Raw genomic sequence first — 17,058 nt, 5'->3', positions numbered from 1 at the left:
GACGGGCGGGGTGTCGGTGTGCCGGGGTGCCGGGGCGGTGGCCCAGGCCGGACTCTGGCTCACGTGGATTCTCCAGACTCGATGGTGGTGGGGGTGTGGTGCCGGTCATTCGTGTTCTCGGGGCGGAACCGCCGGTTTCCGGCTCGGTGGCCGGTCCCGCAGCGCCGCACTCGGCAACGCTATGGCCGCACGCACGGCCGGGTCCTCGCCCGCGGTAGCCAGATCCGCGGCGGCGAAAGGCGCCTCCGCAGAGAGCGCGTGCGCACTTCGGTCGGATCCGGGGCACCCACTTTCGTCGGGGCCGGGGCGGTCCCGGCGCCGCCGCATCCGCTGTCCCGGGCGCGGCGGCACCGCGGTCATCAGGGCCGCAGCGCGCGCATCGACCTTCGTTGGGGCCCTGCAGCGTTGCAGGTCGGCGCCGTTTTCCCGCTTGGGATCGGCATAGACTCCGGCACCATGGCCAATGATCGGGCAGCACCTCCACCGGGCACCTCCTGGGCGCGGCCGGGCTCGCGCCGGGCCGGCCTGTGGGCGCGCCGCCACCAGGTCGCCGACTGGCTGCTGTTGGCGGCCTTCCTACCGTGGACGGGCCTGATGCTGGTGGTCGGGCCGGGCGCGCTGATTGTGCTCAAGCTGGCCGCGGCGGGCCTGGCGGCGCTGGGGCTGATCGTGCCCACAGCGCTCTTCGCCGCATGCGGAGGTCTGGCGGTGGCCACGGTCGTCTCGGTCGCGGTGCTGTGCCGCCGCACCCGGCCCACGCTGCTGCTGTGGGCGGCGGCGGCCGCGCTGATCGGCTACGGCGACTTCGGGCTCGCCGCGCTGGCCCTGTTCAGCTATGCGGCGTGGTTCGACAACCGCCGGCGGCTGGTGCTGTGGACCGCGGTGCTGTCGTTGTGCTTCGTGGCGGTCTACACTCCGTTCGACGGCTTCTCGTCCGGCCAAGCGGTCTTCCTGCTCCTCATGATCTACGGACTGCCGCTGTCGGTGGGGCTGTGGATCGGCACCCGCCGCATGCTCATCGCCAACCTGCGCGAACGCGCCGAACGGCTGGAGCGCGAACAGCACCTGCTCGCCGAGCATGCCATCTCGGCCGAGCGCACCCGCATCGCCCGCGAGATGCACGACGTCGTGGCCCACCGGGTCAGCCTGATGGTGCTGCACGCCGGCGGGCTGGAGGTCTCGGCGCCCGACGAGCGCACCAGCGACAGCGCCGCCCTGATCCGCAACACCGGCCGCGACGCGCTGGCCGAACTCCGTGAGATCCTCGGTGTGCTGCGCGACGCCCCTGAGGCGGGCGCACCGACCGCACCGCAGCCGGAGCTGGCCGATCTGGCCCGCCTCATCGGCGACTGGCGCGCGGTCGGCATGCCCGTCGACGACAGCACCGGCGGTACCCCTGCCGCGCTGTCGGCCCAGACCGAGCGCAGCGCCTACCGCATCGTCCAGGAAGCCCTGACCAACGCCGCCAAGCACGCCCCCGGCGCGAAGGTGCGGGTGCACCTGGAACACCGGCCCGACGCCTTGGAGATCACCGTGGAGAACGACCCGCCCGCCGCCGCGCCCACCAACCCGCCGCCGGGCAGCGGCTACGGGCTCGCGGGGCTGCGCGAACGCGTCACCCTGGCCGGAGGCAGCCTGCAGACCGGCCCGCGTCTGGACGGCGGATGGCGGGTCGGCGCGGTGCTGCCCGCGGTACCGGCCGGCCGCGGCCCGGCGGAGGCGGCTCCGTGAGCGGGCCGATCCGTACCGTCCTGGTCGACGACGAACAGCTGGTGCGTTCCGGGCTGCGGATGATCCTCGACTCGGCCGAGGACATCGAAGTGGTGGGCGAGGCGAGCGACGGCCAAGAGGCCGTGGAGCTGGCCGCACGGGTCGAACCCGATGTGGTGCTGCTGGACATCCGCATGCCCGGCACCGACGGGCTGACCGCGGCCGCTGCCATGGCGTCGCTGCCGCGCCCGCCCAAGGTGGTGCTGCTGACCACCTTCGACCTGGACGAGTACGTCCACCGGGCGCTGCGCGCCGGCGCGGTGGGCTTCCTACTCAAGGACACCCCGCCGCGCGACCTCATCACCGCAGTGCGCACCATCGAGGACGGCAACGCGATGCTGGCGCCCAGCATCACCAAACGCATGCTGGAGCGTTTCGCGGTCTCGGCCGCCGGCACCGCGGCCGACGCGGCGCGGCGCCTGGAGGTGCTCAGCGACCGCGAGCGCGACGTGCTCGTCGCGATCGCGCGGGGCATGTCCAACGCCGAAGCGGGGCGGAGCCTGGGCATGCGCGAGGCCACCGTCAAGGCCCATGTCAGCAGCATCCTGGCCAAGCTGAAGATGGGCAACCGGGTGCAGGCGGCCATTCTCGCCCATGACGCCGGCTGGGCGTGACCGCTGTGCGCGCCGGGGCCGTCCGGATCCGGTGAGCGGGCTCACCGGCACCGGACCCGGTTGTACGTCTATTGTGTGGTGGTATTGCCCCGGAGACCCCAGAACCGGTGCTCCGGGCGACACACGATCGCACACATCCGCCGTCCAAGATCCGAGAAAGGCCGAATTCCGTGGCCGTTCGCACCCAGGGGGGCATGGGGATGCCGGCCGTGGCCGCCGCTGAACCCGCCGGCCCCCGGCCCGCCCGCCGGGGCGCCGAGTCCGCCGAGTCGGCCGAGCCCTCGGTGCCGCGGCGGCTGCTGGCCGTCGCCACCCGCCTGTTCGCCGAGAAAGGCTTCGACCGCACCTCCGTGCAGGAGATCGTCGACACGGCGAAGGTCACCAAGGGGGCGATGTACCACTACTTCGACTCCAAGGACGACCTGCTCGCCGAGGTCTACGCCCGGGTGCTGCGCTTGCAGATGTCCCGGCTCGCCGAGATCGCCCGCCAGGAGGGCCCGGTGGCCGAGCGGGTCGAGCACGCCGCCGCCGACGTCGTGGTCAGCACCATCGACAACCTCGACGACGCCACCATCTCCTTCCGGTCGCTGCACCAGCTCAGCGCCGACAAGCAGCGCGAGGTGCGCGACGAGCGCCGCCGCTACCACGAGCTGTTCCGCTCCCTGATCACCGAGGGACAGGACGAGGGAGTCTTCACCTCGCGCGTGCCCGCCGACATCGTGGTCGACTTCTACTTCGGCAGCGTGCACCACCTCAGCACCTGGTACCGCCCCGAGGGCGAGCTCAGCCCCCAGGAGATCGGCGCGCACTATGCCCGCCTGCTCCTGGACGCGCTGCGCCCGGACCCCGGCACGGGCTGACACGCAGGCCGGCACACCGGAACACGGCGCACAACCGCACCGCACCCACCGTCCACAGGTACGGCTGTGCGGGTTGGTCGGCGCGTGTGGCAGGACTAGTCTCAGGAGTCACATGTTTCCGGCTAGTTCTGTCTTTGGTTAGAGGTTCGCGACCGTGGCTGACCCTTTCGTCCACCTGCACGTCCACACCGAGTACTCGATGCTGGACGGTGCCGCCAAACTCAAGCCGCTCTTTGCCGAGGCGGCCAGACTGCAGATGCCCGCAGTCGCCATGACCGACCACGGCAACATGTTCGGTGCCTATGAGTTCTGGGAGCAGTCCAAGGGCTCGGGCGTCAAACCCATCATCGGCATCGAGGCCTATGTGGCGCCGGAATCCCGGTTCCACAAGAAGCGGGTGCGCTGGGGCCGCGGCGACTCCGACGAAAACACCGAGGGCGGCAAGGACATCTCCGGCGGCGGCCGCTACCTGCACATGACCATGTGGGCGCGCAACGCCGTCGGCCTGCGCAACCTGTTCCGCATGTCGTCGCTGGCCAGTACCGAGGGCTACTACGGCAAGCCGCGGATGGACCTCGAACTCATGGCGCAGTACTCCGAGGGCATCATGGTCTCCACCGGCTGCCCCTCTGGCGGGGTGCAGACCCGGCTGCGGCTGGGCCAGGAAAAAGAGGCGGTCGCCTACGCAGCCCAGCTGCAGGACATCTTCGGCAAGGACAGCGTGTTCCTGGAGCTGATGGACCACGGCATCGGCATCGAACGCGACGTCCGCGACGGCCTGCTGCGGGTCGGCCGCCAGCTCGACCTGCCTCCGCTGGTCACCAACGACTCCCACTACGTCACCAAGGACCAGGCCCAGGCCCACGACGCCCTGCTGGCGGTGGGCGTGGGCAAGAACCTCGATGACCCCGCCCGGTTCAAGTTCAACGGCGACGGCTACTACATCAAGACCGCCGACGAAATGCGCGCCCTGCTCAGCCTGGACGAATGGGCCCAGGGCTGCCGCAACACGCTGCTGGTCGCCGACTATGTCGAGGACGGCGCCTACGACGAGGTCTTCGCCTCGCGCGATCTGATGCCCAAGTTCAGCGTCCCCGAGGGCGAAACCCAGGCGTCGTGGCTGCGCAAGGAGATCGATCGCCTCACGCCCACGCGTTACCCCAACGGCACCAGTACCCCCGTGCGCGAACGCATCGACCGCGAACTCGACATCATCAACGAGATGGGCTTCCCGGCCTACTTCCTGGTGGTCTCCGACATCTGCCAGCACGCCCGCAAAAACGGGATCGCGCTGGGCCCGGGCCGCGGGTCGGCCGCCGGATCCATGGTCGCCTACGTGCTCGGCATCACCGACCTCGATCCCCTTGAGCACGGGCTGCTGTTCGAGCGGTTCCTCAACCCCGAACGCGTCACCATGCCCGATATCGACCTCGACTTCGACGAGCGCCGGCGCGGCGAGATGATCGAATACGTCACCGAGCTCTACGGCGAGGAACGCGTCGCCCAGATCCTCACCTTCGGCACCATCAAGGCCAAGGCCGCGGTCAAGGACTCCACCCGCATCCACGGGCTGCCCTATGCGCTGGGCGACCAGATCACCAAGGCGTTCCCGCCGCCGGTGGGCGGCAAGGAGATCGCACTGGCGGAGGTCGAGGACGACTCCGCCGAGCGCTACGCCGAGGCTGTCGAACTGCGCACCCTGATGGAAAAAGACCCCCAGATCAAGAAGGTCATGGAGACCGCGCGCGGCATCGAGGGGCTCACCCGCGGCACCGGCGTGCACGCGGCCGGGGTCATCCTCTCGGCCGAGCCGCTGCTGGACGTGGTGCCGCTGCACAAGCGCGACACCGACGGCGCCATCATCACCGGGTTCCCATTCCCGCAGTGCGAGGAAATGGGCCTGCTCAAGATGGACTTCCTGGGGCTGCGCAACCTTACGATCATCGACGACGCCATCCAGAACGTGAAATCCAACGAGGGCGTCGACATCGACTGGTCCCAAGTCGGCTTCGACGACCCCAAGACCTACGAACTCCTGGCGCGCGGCGACACCCTGGGCGTGTTCCAGCTCGACGGTACGGCCATGCGGGCGCTGCTGCGCCGCATGCAGCCCACCGCGTTCTCCGACATCGTCGCCGTCAACGCCCTGTACCGGCCGGGCCCGATGGCCGCCAACGCCCACAACGACTACGCCGACCGCTCCAACGGGCGCCAGGACATCACGTCCATCCACCCCGAGCTCTACGAGGCGCTCGACCCCATCCTGTCCGAGACCTACCACGTGCTGGTCTACCAGGAGCAGATCATGGCCATCGCCCAGCAGATGGCCGGCTATTCGCTGGGCGGCGCCGACCTCATGCGCCGGGCCATGGGCAAGAAGAAAAAAGAGGCCCTGGAGAAGGAGTACACCAAGTTCAACGCCGGCATGTTGGAACGCGGGTTCTCGCAGGAGGCCATCAACACCCTGTGGGAGGTCATGCTCCCGTTCTCGGGCTACGCCTTCAACAAGTCCCACGCCGCCGGCTACGCCATCCTGTCGTTCCGCACCGCCTACCTCAAGGCCAACCACCCCGCCTCCTACATGGCGGCGCTGCTCACCTCCGTCAGCGGCGACAAGGACAAGATGGCGGTCTACCTCGCCGAATGCCGCAAGATGGGCATCCAGGTGCTGCCGCCCGACGTCAACGAGTCCGGCCTGCGGTTCTCGGCCGTCGGCGCCGACATCCGCTTCGGCATGGGTGCGGTGCGCAACGTCGGCGGCAACGTCGTCGAATCCATCATGAACACGCGCAAGGCCAAAGGCGAGTTCACCTCCTTCGTCGACTTCGTCTCCAAGATCGAGCTCGCCGCGTGCAACAAGCGCGTGGTGGAATCACTGGTCAAGGCCGGCGCCTTCGACAGTTTCGGCCAGCCGCGCATGGACCTGTTCAACCACCACGAACACGCCGTCGACGCCATGATCTCGGCGAAGAAACAAGAGGCCCACGGCCAGTTCGACCTGTTCGGCGGCGCCGACGAAGCCGAATCCGGACCGATCGGGCTCGACATCACCTGGTCCGACAAGGAATGGGACCGCAAGACCAAACTGGCCTTTGAACGCGAGATGCTGGGCCTGTACGTCTCCAGCCACCCGCTGGCCGGCGCCGAACGCATCCTCGCCCGCTCCAGCGACGCCTCCATCCTCGACATCAACAACGGCGAACGCCGCGACCGCTCCGAGGTACAGGTGGCCGGGCTGATCTCCAGCGTGGAGCGCCGGGTCAGCAAGCAGTCGGGCAACCCCTGGGCCAAGGTCAACATCGAAGACCTCGACGCCAGCATCGACGTGCTGTTCTTCGCCGAGGCCTACACGCTCTACTCCGAAGTCCTCGAAGAGGACACCGCCGTTTCGGTCAAGGGCCGGGTAAAGGAACGCGAGGGCGAATACTCCATCCAGGCGATGGAACTCACCCCGCTCGACATCAGCCACGTCTCCGAAGGCCCGCCGCCCATGCTGCTGACCGTGCAGGAGCAGCGGATCAGCCCCGACCTCATCGACGAGCTCAAGCAAGTGCTCAAGGCCAACCGCGGCGAGACCCCGCTGACCATCCGCGTCGACACCCCGGTCAAGTCGCGCGTCTACGAAGTTCCGGGCTATCCGGTGCGCGTTGGCCCGGAACTGGCCGGCGACCTGAAGTCGCTGCTGGGAGCCGAGGCGGTCACCTACTGACCTTCCCGGGGGCGCCGGCGGCCCGACCCCGGCGCCCCCACCGCCCGCTGTGCCTGCCTCCTCCGCTGCGCCCGCGGCGGGCCGGTGCCGCACGGTTCGGCGTTTTACCCGGCGCGCCGCGGGCAGCCGCAGCCGTGAGCGGCTGCCGGCCGCTGATGACCATATCCGCCAGGCACTCGCCGGCGGGCGCGGCCGCGGGCCACCGGCCGGCGCCGGGCGGCGGCCGGACTAGGGGGCGCGCCCGATGCCACCACGGCCCTTCCGGAGTCTGATCCGCGAGGTCGAGCCGCCGGTGTTCTTCACCGCGGCGCTGCTTGCGCTGGCCTTCGTGGTCTTCGGTGCCGTGTTCACCGACACGGCGGCCTATGTCCTCAACGACGTCCTGCTGGCGGGTATCACCCACAACTTCGACTGGCTGATGGTCGGCGCGGTCGCGGTCTTCATCGTCTTCTGCATCTACCTGATCGCCGGTCCGCACGGCCGCGTCCGGCTCGGTCCCGACGGCAGCCGCCCCGACTACAGCTACCTGGCGTGGTTCGCCATGCTCTTCAGCGCGGGCATGGGTATCGGACTGGTCTTCTACGGCGTGGCCGAACCACTGGTGCACTACGCCCGCGCCCCGCGCGCCCCACCTGAGACCGAACAAGCCGCGCGCGACGCCATGGTGCTGGTGTTCCACCACTGGGGCCTGGGCCCCTGGGCGGTCTACGCCGTCATCGGCCTGGCACTGGCCTACTTCGGGTTCCGCCACGGACTGCCGCTTACGGTGCGCTCCGCGCTCTACCCGGTCATCGGCGAGCGGATCCACGGTCCCATCGGCCACGCCGTCGACGTGCTGGCGGTGCTGGGCACGCTGTTCGGTGTTGCAACATCGCTGGGGCTGGGCGTACTGCAGGTCAACGCCGCGCTCAACTACGTGCTGGACATCCAGCAGAGCCCGATGATCCAGGTCGGACTCATCGCCGTGATCACGCTGATGGCAACGGTGTCGGTGGTGTCCGGACTGGACAAGGGCATCCGGCTCCTCAGCCAGACCAACCTGATCCTGGCCGGCGTGCTGCTGGCGTTCCTGGCGGTCGCCGGCCCCACGGTGCTGCTGCTTGCGGCCTACCTGGAGAACATCGGCGCCTACCTCGGCGAGGCTCTGCCCACCATGTTCTGGACGGGCACCTACTCCCACGACCCGCAGGTGGCCTCCTGGCTCAGCTCCTGGACCCTGTTCTACTGGGCCTGGTGGATCTCGTGGTCGCCGTTCGTGGGCATGTTCATCGCCCGCATCTCCCGCGGGCGCACCATCCGCGAGTTCGTCTCGGGCGTGCTGATCGTCCCCGCCCTGCTGTCCTTCCTGTGGTTCACCGTGCTGGGCAACACCGCCTTGAACATGGAGCTCACCGACAAGGCCGACCTGCTCAGCGACACCTTTGCCAACCCCGACTACTCCTTCGCGCTGTTCGCGCTGCTGGAGCAGTTGCCGCTGCCGACCGTGACCACGGTGCTGGTGGGGCTGATCATCGTGTTCTTCTTCGTGACCAGCTCCGACTCCGGCTCCTTCGTGATCGACATCATCAGCTCGGGCGGCAACGCGCACCCGCCGACGGCCACCCGGGTGTTCTGGGCACTGCTCGAAGGCGGTATCGCCGCCGTGCTGCTGCTGGCGGGCGGGTTGTCGGCGCTGCGGGCCGGGGCGCTGACGACCGGGCTGCCCTTCACGGTCGTGCTGCTGCTGGTGATGCTGGGCCTGTGGAAGGCGCTGCGTGCCGAGAGCCGCGGCGTGTCGATGAGCGAGGTGGGCGAGAACCCGATCATGGGTTCGAGCGATGGCGGCACCGGCCGGGACACGGGCGGTGACACCGGCGGCGGGAACGCGGCGCCGAGCACACCGGAGGCCCAGGGCGCGGAGGGCGCCGACCACGAGTGCACCGGCGGTGAAAGCACCGGCGGCGGGAACGCCAGCGGCGGCGGGAACGGGCGGGGCCGCGGCTCCGGTCCCGGCTCCGGCAACGCCGAGGACGAAGGGGGAGCATGATGCGCATCGCCGTCGCCATCGACGCCGCGCGAGCCTCGGAACTGGCCCTGCGCGCCGCGGTGGCGGAGGCGCGGGCCCACGGCGGGAGCGTCGACGTCGTCTATGTCTACCGGGCGACGGAACCGGTTGCGGCGTTCCCCAGCCAGCCGCGCAGGGACCTCGACCGCGGCGACCCCGCCGTCGTCCAGCGGCGGGCGCAGAAGGCGCTGGACACCTGGTTGGACGGCATCGACATCGATACCTCCGGCGTCGAGGTCAACCGGGTCGTGCTGTGCGCCGCCAACACCGCCCGCACGCTGATCGAGCGCTCCGCCGACTACGACCTGATGTGCATCGGTTCGCGCCGTGTAGGAGTCTTCCGCGACCTGCGCCCCACCGTCGTCAGCGAGCAGGTGGCGCGCCGGGCGCACTGCTCGGTGCTGATCGCCCGCGGTCCGCTGGCCTGAGGGCGAGCCGCGAGCCGACCGGGCCGCTCCGGGCCGCTCCGGGCGGGCCGCGGCCCTGTCCGGGGGCGGACCCCCGGAAACCGACCGGATGGTATGTTGATGCGCGTTCGACGGATCAGCAGGGCCGCCGGCAGCGCGCACCACCCGCCGCGGGAGCCGCGCCGCCGCCGGCGTCCGGCGAGGAGCAGAGCGTGGGGGAGCGCATGGGCGACACGAGCGTGGCGAATCCGCCGGGGCTGGACCTGAACCGGTTGGCGCGGTACCTGGAGGCCGAGCGCCCCGGCCTGCTCAGCGGCCCGCTCGCGGGCGAGGTCATCGCCGGAGGCCGCTCCAACCTCACCTACACCGTCACCGACGGCAGCGGCCGCTGGGTGGTGCGCCGGCCGCCGTTGGGCCACGTGCTGCCCACCGCCCACGACATGGGCCGCGAGCACCGGGTCATCAGCGGACTGGCCGGCACCGCCGTACCGGTGCCCGAAACCCTGCTGCTGTGCCAGGACAGCGACGTCATCGGCGCCCCCTTCTACGTCATGGAGCACGTGGCGGGCGTGCCCTACCGCAGTGCCGCCGAACTCGACGCGCTGGGCCCTGAACGCACCGGCGGCATCGCCGCGTCGATGATCGACACCCTGGTCGCGCTGCACGCCGTCGACCCCGCAAGTGCGGGGCTGGCCGACTTCGGGCGGCCCGAAGGCTTCCTGGAACGCCAACTGCGCCGCTGGAGCAAACAGCTTGCGGCCTCGCGCAGCCGCGAACTGCCCGGTATCGACACCTTGCAGCAGCGCCTGGGCGCCGCGGTCCCGACCTCGCCCGAACCGGCCGTCATCCACGGCGACTACCGCCTGGACAACCTGCTCATCGGCGCCGACGACCGGATCAACGCGGTGCTGGACTGGGAGATGTCCACCCTGGGCGACCCGTTGACCGACGTGGCGCTGATCATCACCTACAGCAGCGCCGCACTGGCCGCGAGCCCCGGCGTGAGCGACGCCCACGCGGCCGAAGGCTACCCCGACGCCGACGAGATCATCGCCCGCTACGCCCGCGGCTCCGGCCGCGACGTCTCGGACCTGGACTGGTACGTGGGCCTGGCCTTTTTCAAACTCGCGGTGATCCTGGAGGGCATCCACTTCCGGCACAGCCAGGGGCAGACGGTCGGCGACGACTTCGACCGCATCGGCGAGGTCGTGCCGCGGTTGGTCGACGGCGGGCTCAGGTACCTGAGCGGCGACTGAACACCGGCGCCTGCGGGCCGCCCCCGCTCAGCCGCGCCCGGTCGTGCGGGGCACCGAAGTCCGGCCGCGGCCCGGCCGCGACGATGCGTTTGGGGTTCAGCGCGCCGTGGGTGATGTAGTAATGGCGCCGGATGTGGTCGAAGTCGGTGGTCTGGCGGAAGGCCGGCAGGGCGTGCAGATCGCGGGTATAGCCCCATAGGTTGGGAAAGTCGACCAGCCGCTGCACGTTCGTCTTGAAGTGCGTGTAATAGACCGTGTCGAACCGGGCCAGGGTCACCCACAGCCGCACGTCGGCCGCTGTGATGTGGTCGCCGGTGAGGAAGCGGCGGGTGGCCAGGCGGTCCTCCAGTTCGCTGAGCGCGGTGAACAGTTCGTCCACCGCTGTGTCGTAGGCCTCCTGCGTCGGAGCGAAACCGCAGCGGTAGACCCCGTTGTTCACCGCGGGGTAGATGCGTTCGCCGAGCGCGTCGATCTCGCTGCGCAGCTCAGCCGGGTACAGTTCCACGTCGCGTTCGGCCCAGGCGTTGAAGCAGGCGTTGAGGTCGGCGGTGATGTCGGGGAAGTTGTTGCTGACGATGCGGCGGGTGGCGCTGTCCCACAGCACCGGTACCGAGATGTGGCCGTCGTAGCCGGGCTCGGTGGCCTCGTAGACCTCGCGCAGCAGGGCGAAACGCCCCACCATGTCGGGTCCGTGGCCGGGGCCTTCGCGGAAGGCCCAGCCGCGGCCGTCGCGCACCGGGTCGGTGATCCCCACCGACACCGCGTGCTCCAACCCGTTGAGCTTGCGCACGATCAGGGCGCGCTGCGACCACGGGCACGCGTAGGAGGCATAAAGGTGGTACCGGCCGGACTCGGCGGGGAACTCCGCGCTGCCGATGCGGCCGCGGAAGGGATAGGCCGGCCGCTGGAACGCGGTTCCCGCCGGCTTGGTCATCTGCTCCCCGTAGTCGCCGTAGGTGGCGAAGTCGACAGGGGTGGCGACGATTGGGGTCTGCACAGCGGGCCTCCTGCTGCGATGGCGGCTTCTCGATCCGGCCGGGCGGGGCGCGTGCGTTCTGACTACGTGCCTACCCCTACCCCCGCCGCGCGCGTCGGTACCGGGCTGTTGCGCCGCCGCCCGGCCGGTGTGCGCTGCGGGCGCGCGGCTGCCACGATGGCGCGCGCACGCAGCGGCGGGTCAGGTGCCGTGCGCGCCGCCGGCAGGCGGGTGCCGCCGGTACAGCGCGCGCGGCGGGTACCGGAAGGCGGGGGCGTTGCAGCTCCGGTTCCACTTACCGCCCGGTAGCTCGATACGCTGCTGTTCATTCAGTCCATGGTCGCGAACGCGCCTGTCGGCGCACGGAGGAGCACGAAATGTCCCGATCGGCATTGGTCACCGGCGGCAACCGGGGGATCGGACTGGCCATCGCCCGCGAGCTGTCCGCAGCCGGGGACCAGGTCGCGGTGACCTACCGCTCCGGCGAACCCCCTGAAGGACTGCTGGGCGTCAACTGCGACATCACCGACAGCGCCCAGGTCGACGCCGCCTTCAAGAAGGTCGAAGAGGAGCAGGGGCCCGTTGAGGTGCTGGTGGCCAACGCCGGCATCAACAAGGACACTCTGCTGGCCATGATGAGCGAGGACGACTTCTCCTCCGTGCTCGACACCAACCTCACCGGCGCCTTCCGCGTGGCCAAACGCTCGGTGCGCGGCATGATCCGCCGCCGCAGCGGCCGCATTGTACTGATCTCCTCGGTGGTGGGCCTGCTCGGCTCGGGCGGACAGACCAACTACGCGGCGTCCAAGGCCGGCCTCGTCGGGCTCGCCCGTTCCCTTGCCCGCGAACTGGGCTCGCGCGGGATCACCGTCAACGTGGTCGCGCCCGGCTTCGTCGAGACCGCCATGACCGACGAACTCGGTGAGGACCGCCAGGCCGAGATCAAGCGGAACGTGCCGCTGGGCCGGTTCGGCAGTGCCGAGGACATCGCAAAGGCGGTGCGGTTCATCGGCAGCGAGGACGCGGGCTACATCACCGGTGCCGTCATCCCGGTCGACGGCGGCCTGGGCATGGGCCACTGATACCGCAGCGCACCGCGCATACCGACTGCCTGCCCCCCGAGACACGCCCCTACAACCGACCGAACAGAACAGGACATCAGACTTCCATGGGAATCCTTGAGGGCAAGCGCATCCTCGTCACCGGGGTGATCACCGACAGCTCGATCGCGTACCACATCGCACGCATGTGCCAGGAGCAGGGTGCCACCGTCATCCTCACCGGATACGGCCGGCTCTCCCTCGTCGAGCGGATCGCCCAGCGCCTGCCCGAGACGCCGCCGGTGCTGGAACTCGACGTCACCGACGAAGAGCACCTGTCCAGCCTCGCCGACCGCGTCCGCGAGCACGTCGACGGCATCGACGGCATTGTGCACTCCATCGGCTTCACCCCGAAGGACGCGATGGGCGGCAACTTCCTCAACGCCACGTGGGAGGACGTCGCCACCGCCGTGCACACCTCCACGTTCTCGCTGAAGTCGCTGTCCATGGCGCTGCTGCCGCTGATGAAGGACGGCGGGTCCATCGTGGCCTTGGACTTCGACAGCAAGCTGTCCTTCCCCGTCTACGACTGGATGGGTGTGGCCAAGGCCGGGCTGACCTCCACCGCCCGCTACCTCGCCCGCTACCTCGGCGAGAGCGGCGTCCGGGTCAACCTGGTGGCGGCCGGGCCGCTGCGCACCATGGCCGCGCGCAGCATCCCCGGCTTCGACGAGCTGGCCGACGCCTGGCCGCAGCGCGCGCCGCTGGGCTGGGACACCACCAACCCCGAGCCGGCCGCACGCGCCGCCCTCGCGCTGCTGTCGGACTGGTTCCCGGCGACCACCGGCGAGACCGTGCACGTCGACGGGGGATTCCACTCCACGGGCGCGTAGACTGCCACGCGCCGAACGACGCAACGCGGGCGCCCTCTCCACGCGGGAGGGCGCCCGCGTTCGCGTCCGGAGGAGGATGGGCCCCACGGGCCGTATCGAGCAGGCATGCAATCAGCAGCCACGCAACGAGAAGGGACCGCCACCATGGATCTCGGACTGCACGGTGCCCGGGTCGTCGTCACCGGAGCCAGCCGCGGAATCGGCCGGGCCATCGCGCACACCTTCGCCGAAGAGGGCGCCGACCTGGCACTGTGCGCCCGCTCGGCAGAGCCCTTGCAGCGAGCCGCCGAACAGCTGCGCAGCAGTGGCGGCACCGTGGTCGAAGAGGCGGTCGACGTCGCCGACACCGAGGCGCTGCGCGGATTCCTGAACCGTTCCGCCGAGCGGTTGGGCGGCATCGACGTCCTGGTGTCCAACGTCTCCGCGGGCAGCGCGGCAACGCCCGGGCAGTGGGAACGCGGCTTCAGCACCGACATCCTGCCCTTTGTGACCATGGCCGAGGAAGCGCGCCCCCACTTGGAGGCCTCCGAGCGCGGCGGGGCGATCGTGCTCATTTCCACCACCTCCGCGCTGCACGTCGGCGCCCCCTCGGGCGCCAAGGCCTACGGCGCGGTCAAGGCCGCGCTGAACCACCACGCAGCCGCGCTCGGACGCACCCTGCCGCCCCACGGAATCCGGGTGAACACGGTCTCGCCCGGCCCGATCGAGTTCGAGGGAGGCGGCTGGGCCCGGCGCCGCGGCTCCGACCCCGACTTCTACAACAGCATCCGCGAAAGCATCCCCATGGGCCGCCTCGGCCGCCCGGAAGAGGTCGCCCGCGCCGTAGCCTTCCTCGCCGCCCCCGCGGCGTCGTTCATCACGGGAGCCAACCTGGTCGTCGACGGCGGGTTCCTCGACCAGGTGTGAGTGACGCTTCGCCGGTCGGGCGGTCGGGCGGTCGGGGTGGTGGTGGCGGCAACGGTCCGCTGTGCGGCCTTGTCCGCGGCCGGGCAGCGGGCGGTCTGGGGACAAAAGCGGCACCGAGGGCAGCGGGTGCCCGTGTGGTTTGTTATGTCCGTTTCTAGGCGGTGTGCGGCGACGATCATGCAGTTATGCCGTGATCCCGGCCCAGGTCACGGCCTAACTGCATGGTGGTTTGCGGATCAGCCCTCGCGCAGGACCTGGGTCAGGCGCGTGTAGCGGGGGAGGGCGGCGTTGTCGCGTACCGCCTCGGCCAGCGCGGGGCCCGCGCCCTGCACGATCGACAGGTGGCGGCGCGCCGTGGTGGCCGCGGTGTAAACCTGCGGCCGCGATGCGCGCGACTCCGGCGGGAACACCGCCACGACCGCGGGCCAGCGGCCGCCGTGCGCGGCCGCCACCGTGACCGCCCAACCCGCCCGCAGCCGCGCCGGGTCGGCCACCGGGCACACCGCACCGCCGGGTAGCTCTACAACAAGGCCGGTACTGCCGGCGGAACCGGCGGAACCTTCAGTGGCGGTCTCGGCGGCTGCGGTGGTGCCGGGAGCGGTTTCCGCCTCCGCGTCCGGGGTCGGAGCCGTGGCCGGCTCCGTGTCCGGGGCCGGATTCGCCTCTGCGACACGCAGGTAGCCGATGTCGCCGGCGGCGCAGCCGGGACCGTCGGCGGTGATGAGCACCCGGTCGCCGGCGTCCAGCCCGTTATAGGCGCCCGGACCGGGGTTGAAGCGCTGCTTGCACGCGGTGTTCAGCGCGTCGGCGCCGGCGTCGCCGCCCCGCGTGGCCGTGACGATCTGCACCTGCTCGGCGGGGATCTCCAAGGCGCGGGGGATCGAGTCGGTGACCAGCTGTATCGCGCGGTGCGCTGCGGCGGCGCCGGAATCGGCCGGCACGACCACCACCTCGCGGTCGGGGGAACCGGACTCCGCCAGTTCCCCGGCGGCCACCTGTCCCGCCGTATGCGCCAGCGGCCCGGCGTCGGGTCCCTGCGGCAGCGCGGCGATGTGCACCGTGCGCGAGGCGACCAGGTCGGAGACCACACTTCCGGCCGCCGCAGAGGGGGCCTGCGCCGGGTCGGAGAGGAACACGAGGTGGGTGCCGTCGGCGCAGGCGTCGACCAGCGCAGCGGCGCGGTCGACGTCCAGCCACATGGCGCCCGCGACCACCACGAGCCCGGCCTCGATCGGCCGTTCGGCGCTGCGGCCGTGCACACCGGGGGAGCGGGTCTCCAGCAGGGCCGCCAGCGGCACGACCTCGGCACCGCCGGCGGCGCCGCCAAGGTCGGCGAGGGCGGCGTTGAGCTCGGCCGCGGCCTGGGCGGTGGGCGCCGCCAGCGCGATGCCGACCTCGCTGTCGGTGGCAATGGCAGCGGCGCAGATGAGCGTGTGCGTGATGGGTATCTCGGATCCCGCGCCGTGTTCGAGCACGCAGACGCCGCGCAGTGCGACCGTGACCATGGCCGCGGTGGTGCGCGGGTCGATGGCGGCGGCGTCGGCGCCCATGTGTGCGGCGGCGGCCTCGACGGTCTCGGCGGCGGTGGCGGAGTCCATGATCGGCTCGCTCGTGCCGCTGAGCCGGACCAGGCCCTCGCCGAGGTCCTGCTCCGCCAGACCCAGGCGGGTCAGGCCGTACCAGCGGTCGGGGTCGGGGAGTTCGCCGGGATCGCCCGGATCTTCGCCGTCGAAGTCGTCGTCGGGTTCGTCGAACATCTCGAAGAGCATGACGTCGCCGTCGTCGAGCGCCGCGGAAAGGGCGGGTTCGGCCGAGCGCACACCCATCGAACGCAGGGCCGCGGTCAGGCGCTGTTCCTCCAGCGCGGTGTGTCCCTCGCGCGCCGCCCGCCGCAGCAGATGCGCCACCAGCGCCCGGCCGCGGCGCGGATCGTCGGGAGAGGCGTCGTCACCCAGCGCCCGCCGCGCACAGAAGTCGGCCTGCTCGGGGGTCACCCCGCCGACGGCCAGCAACCGCCAAGGATCAGCGGAAACCTCGGCCCCCGCCCCAAACCCCAACGCCGCCACCAGCGGCTCCGCCAACGAAGCCGGCGCCCCCATCCGCTCCAGAGCCTCCCGGGCCCGCTCAACAGCGTCACCCCCGGCTTCTGCAACAGACGGCACAACCGACGGCACCTCGGATCCGGACGAGGCGGGCATGGCGAAGGGTCCTCTCCAATGGCGTATTGCGTCCCTCGGAGCTTAGCGAGGCCCGGCGACTCCTGAACGCGAACATCCACAGAGTCCACAGAGGTGAGCGGATCGCCTTACATGGCCGATGCCTAATGAAATACGCTCGTGCCGTTCGTCCAGTACCGCAGAAGTGAATGGGATCTGGGGGATGGCCGGATAAACCCCCAGGTCGTTGAGTGCTCCCCGCGGGCGCGGGGATGGTCCCGCGAGGCACCCGGCGGCAACCCGTGTGCTCTTGGTGCTCCCCGCACACGCGGGTACGGGTAGCAGATGCAGGACGGTGTCCCCGCTCCCTCGCGGGGTTGGTCCTGGATCCGGGGGTCGATGGTCACCCGTTGATACCTTGCTCCCC

General features: G+C 70.6%; 12 protein-coding genes. 10 read left to right on the top strand and 2 right to left on the bottom strand.

Translation table 11 applies throughout. From position 1 onward, the window contains the following. The first annotated feature begins 456 nt into the window (after positions 1-456). From ACYVD5_RS25675 to ACYVD5_RS25645, 7 genes are all read left to right on the top strand, one after another. Complete coding sequence (locus ACYVD5_RS25675) at positions 457-1,731, top strand: sensor histidine kinase (protein ID WP_461003717.1); 1,275 nt, start codon at positions 457-459, stop codon at positions 1,729-1,731. A 59-nt stretch (positions 1,732-1,790) separates the two neighbouring features. Then, a complete protein-coding gene (locus ACYVD5_RS25670) occupies positions 1,791-2,384 on the top strand; it encodes a response regulator (RefSeq protein WP_461003723.1) in 594 nt (197 codons plus the stop codon). Positions 2,385-2,584: 200 nt separating this feature from the next. Next, entirely contained in the window at positions 2,585-3,244 is a 660-nt protein-coding gene (locus tag ACYVD5_RS25665) for a TetR/AcrR family transcriptional regulator (protein ID WP_461003722.1), read from the top strand. Positions 3,245-3,398: 154 nt separating this feature from the next. Further along, positions 3,399-6,953, top strand: a complete 3,555-nt coding sequence (dnaE, locus tag ACYVD5_RS25660) for a DNA polymerase III subunit alpha (RefSeq protein ID WP_461003716.1) — start codon at positions 3,399-3,401, stop codon at positions 6,951-6,953. A gap of 244 nt (positions 6,954-7,197) precedes the next feature. Beyond that, on the top strand, positions 7,198-8,979 hold the full coding sequence (locus tag ACYVD5_RS25655) for a BCCT family transporter (RefSeq protein WP_461003715.1): 1,782 nt from the start codon (positions 7,198-7,200) through the stop codon (positions 8,977-8,979). Further along, positions 8,976-9,425, top strand: a complete 450-nt coding sequence (locus tag ACYVD5_RS25650; RefSeq protein ID WP_461003714.1) for a universal stress protein — start codon at positions 8,976-8,978, stop codon at positions 9,423-9,425. Before ACYVD5_RS25655 ends, ACYVD5_RS25650 begins: the two co-directional genes overlap by 4 nt. 203 nt (positions 9,426-9,628) lie before the next feature. Next, on the top strand, positions 9,629-10,660 hold the full coding sequence (locus ACYVD5_RS25645) for a phosphotransferase family protein (RefSeq protein WP_461003721.1): 1,032 nt from the start codon (positions 9,629-9,631) through the stop codon (positions 10,658-10,660). On the opposite strand, the gene ACYVD5_RS25640 is transcribed toward ACYVD5_RS25645, so the two are convergent. Then, positions 10,638-11,657: a glutathione S-transferase family protein gene (locus ACYVD5_RS25640; RefSeq protein WP_461003713.1), complete on the bottom strand. Its 1,020-nt coding sequence runs from the start codon at positions 11,655-11,657 to the stop codon at positions 10,638-10,640. The two genes, ACYVD5_RS25645 and ACYVD5_RS25640, sit on opposite strands and share 23 nt — an antisense overlap. Positions 11,658-12,013: 356 nt before the next feature. On the opposite strand from ACYVD5_RS25640, the gene ACYVD5_RS25635 reads away from it, so the two are divergent. The 3 genes from ACYVD5_RS25635 (at position 12,014) to ACYVD5_RS25625 (ending at position 14,475) form a co-directional block, all read left to right on the top strand. Continuing rightward, a complete protein-coding gene (locus tag ACYVD5_RS25635; protein WP_461003712.1) occupies positions 12,014-12,718 on the top strand; it encodes a beta-ketoacyl-ACP reductase in 705 nt (234 codons plus the stop codon). An 86-nt stretch (positions 12,719-12,804) separates the two neighbouring features. Next, on the top strand, positions 12,805-13,569 hold the full coding sequence (gene fabI, locus ACYVD5_RS25630; protein ID WP_461003711.1) for an enoyl-ACP reductase FabI: 765 nt from the start codon (positions 12,805-12,807) through the stop codon (positions 13,567-13,569). 144 nt (positions 13,570-13,713) lie between these two features. Then, on the top strand, positions 13,714-14,475 hold the full coding sequence (locus tag ACYVD5_RS25625) for an SDR family NAD(P)-dependent oxidoreductase (RefSeq protein ID WP_461003720.1): 762 nt from the start codon (positions 13,714-13,716) through the stop codon (positions 14,473-14,475). Between the two features lie 236 nt (positions 14,476-14,711). Here ACYVD5_RS25625 and ACYVD5_RS25620 read toward each other — a convergent pair whose 3' ends face one another. Continuing rightward, positions 14,712-16,637 (bottom strand): helix-hairpin-helix domain-containing protein, encoded by a 1,926-nt coding sequence (locus tag ACYVD5_RS25620; protein WP_461003710.1) that lies wholly within the window; start codon positions 16,635-16,637, stop codon positions 14,712-14,714. Between the last annotated feature and the right edge of the window lie 421 nt (positions 16,638-17,058).

The sequence above is a fragment of the Streptomonospora sediminis genome (assembly GCF_054778995.1).
Note: the sequence above shows the minus strand (reverse complement) of the source record. Positions and strands in the feature narration are given on the sequence as shown.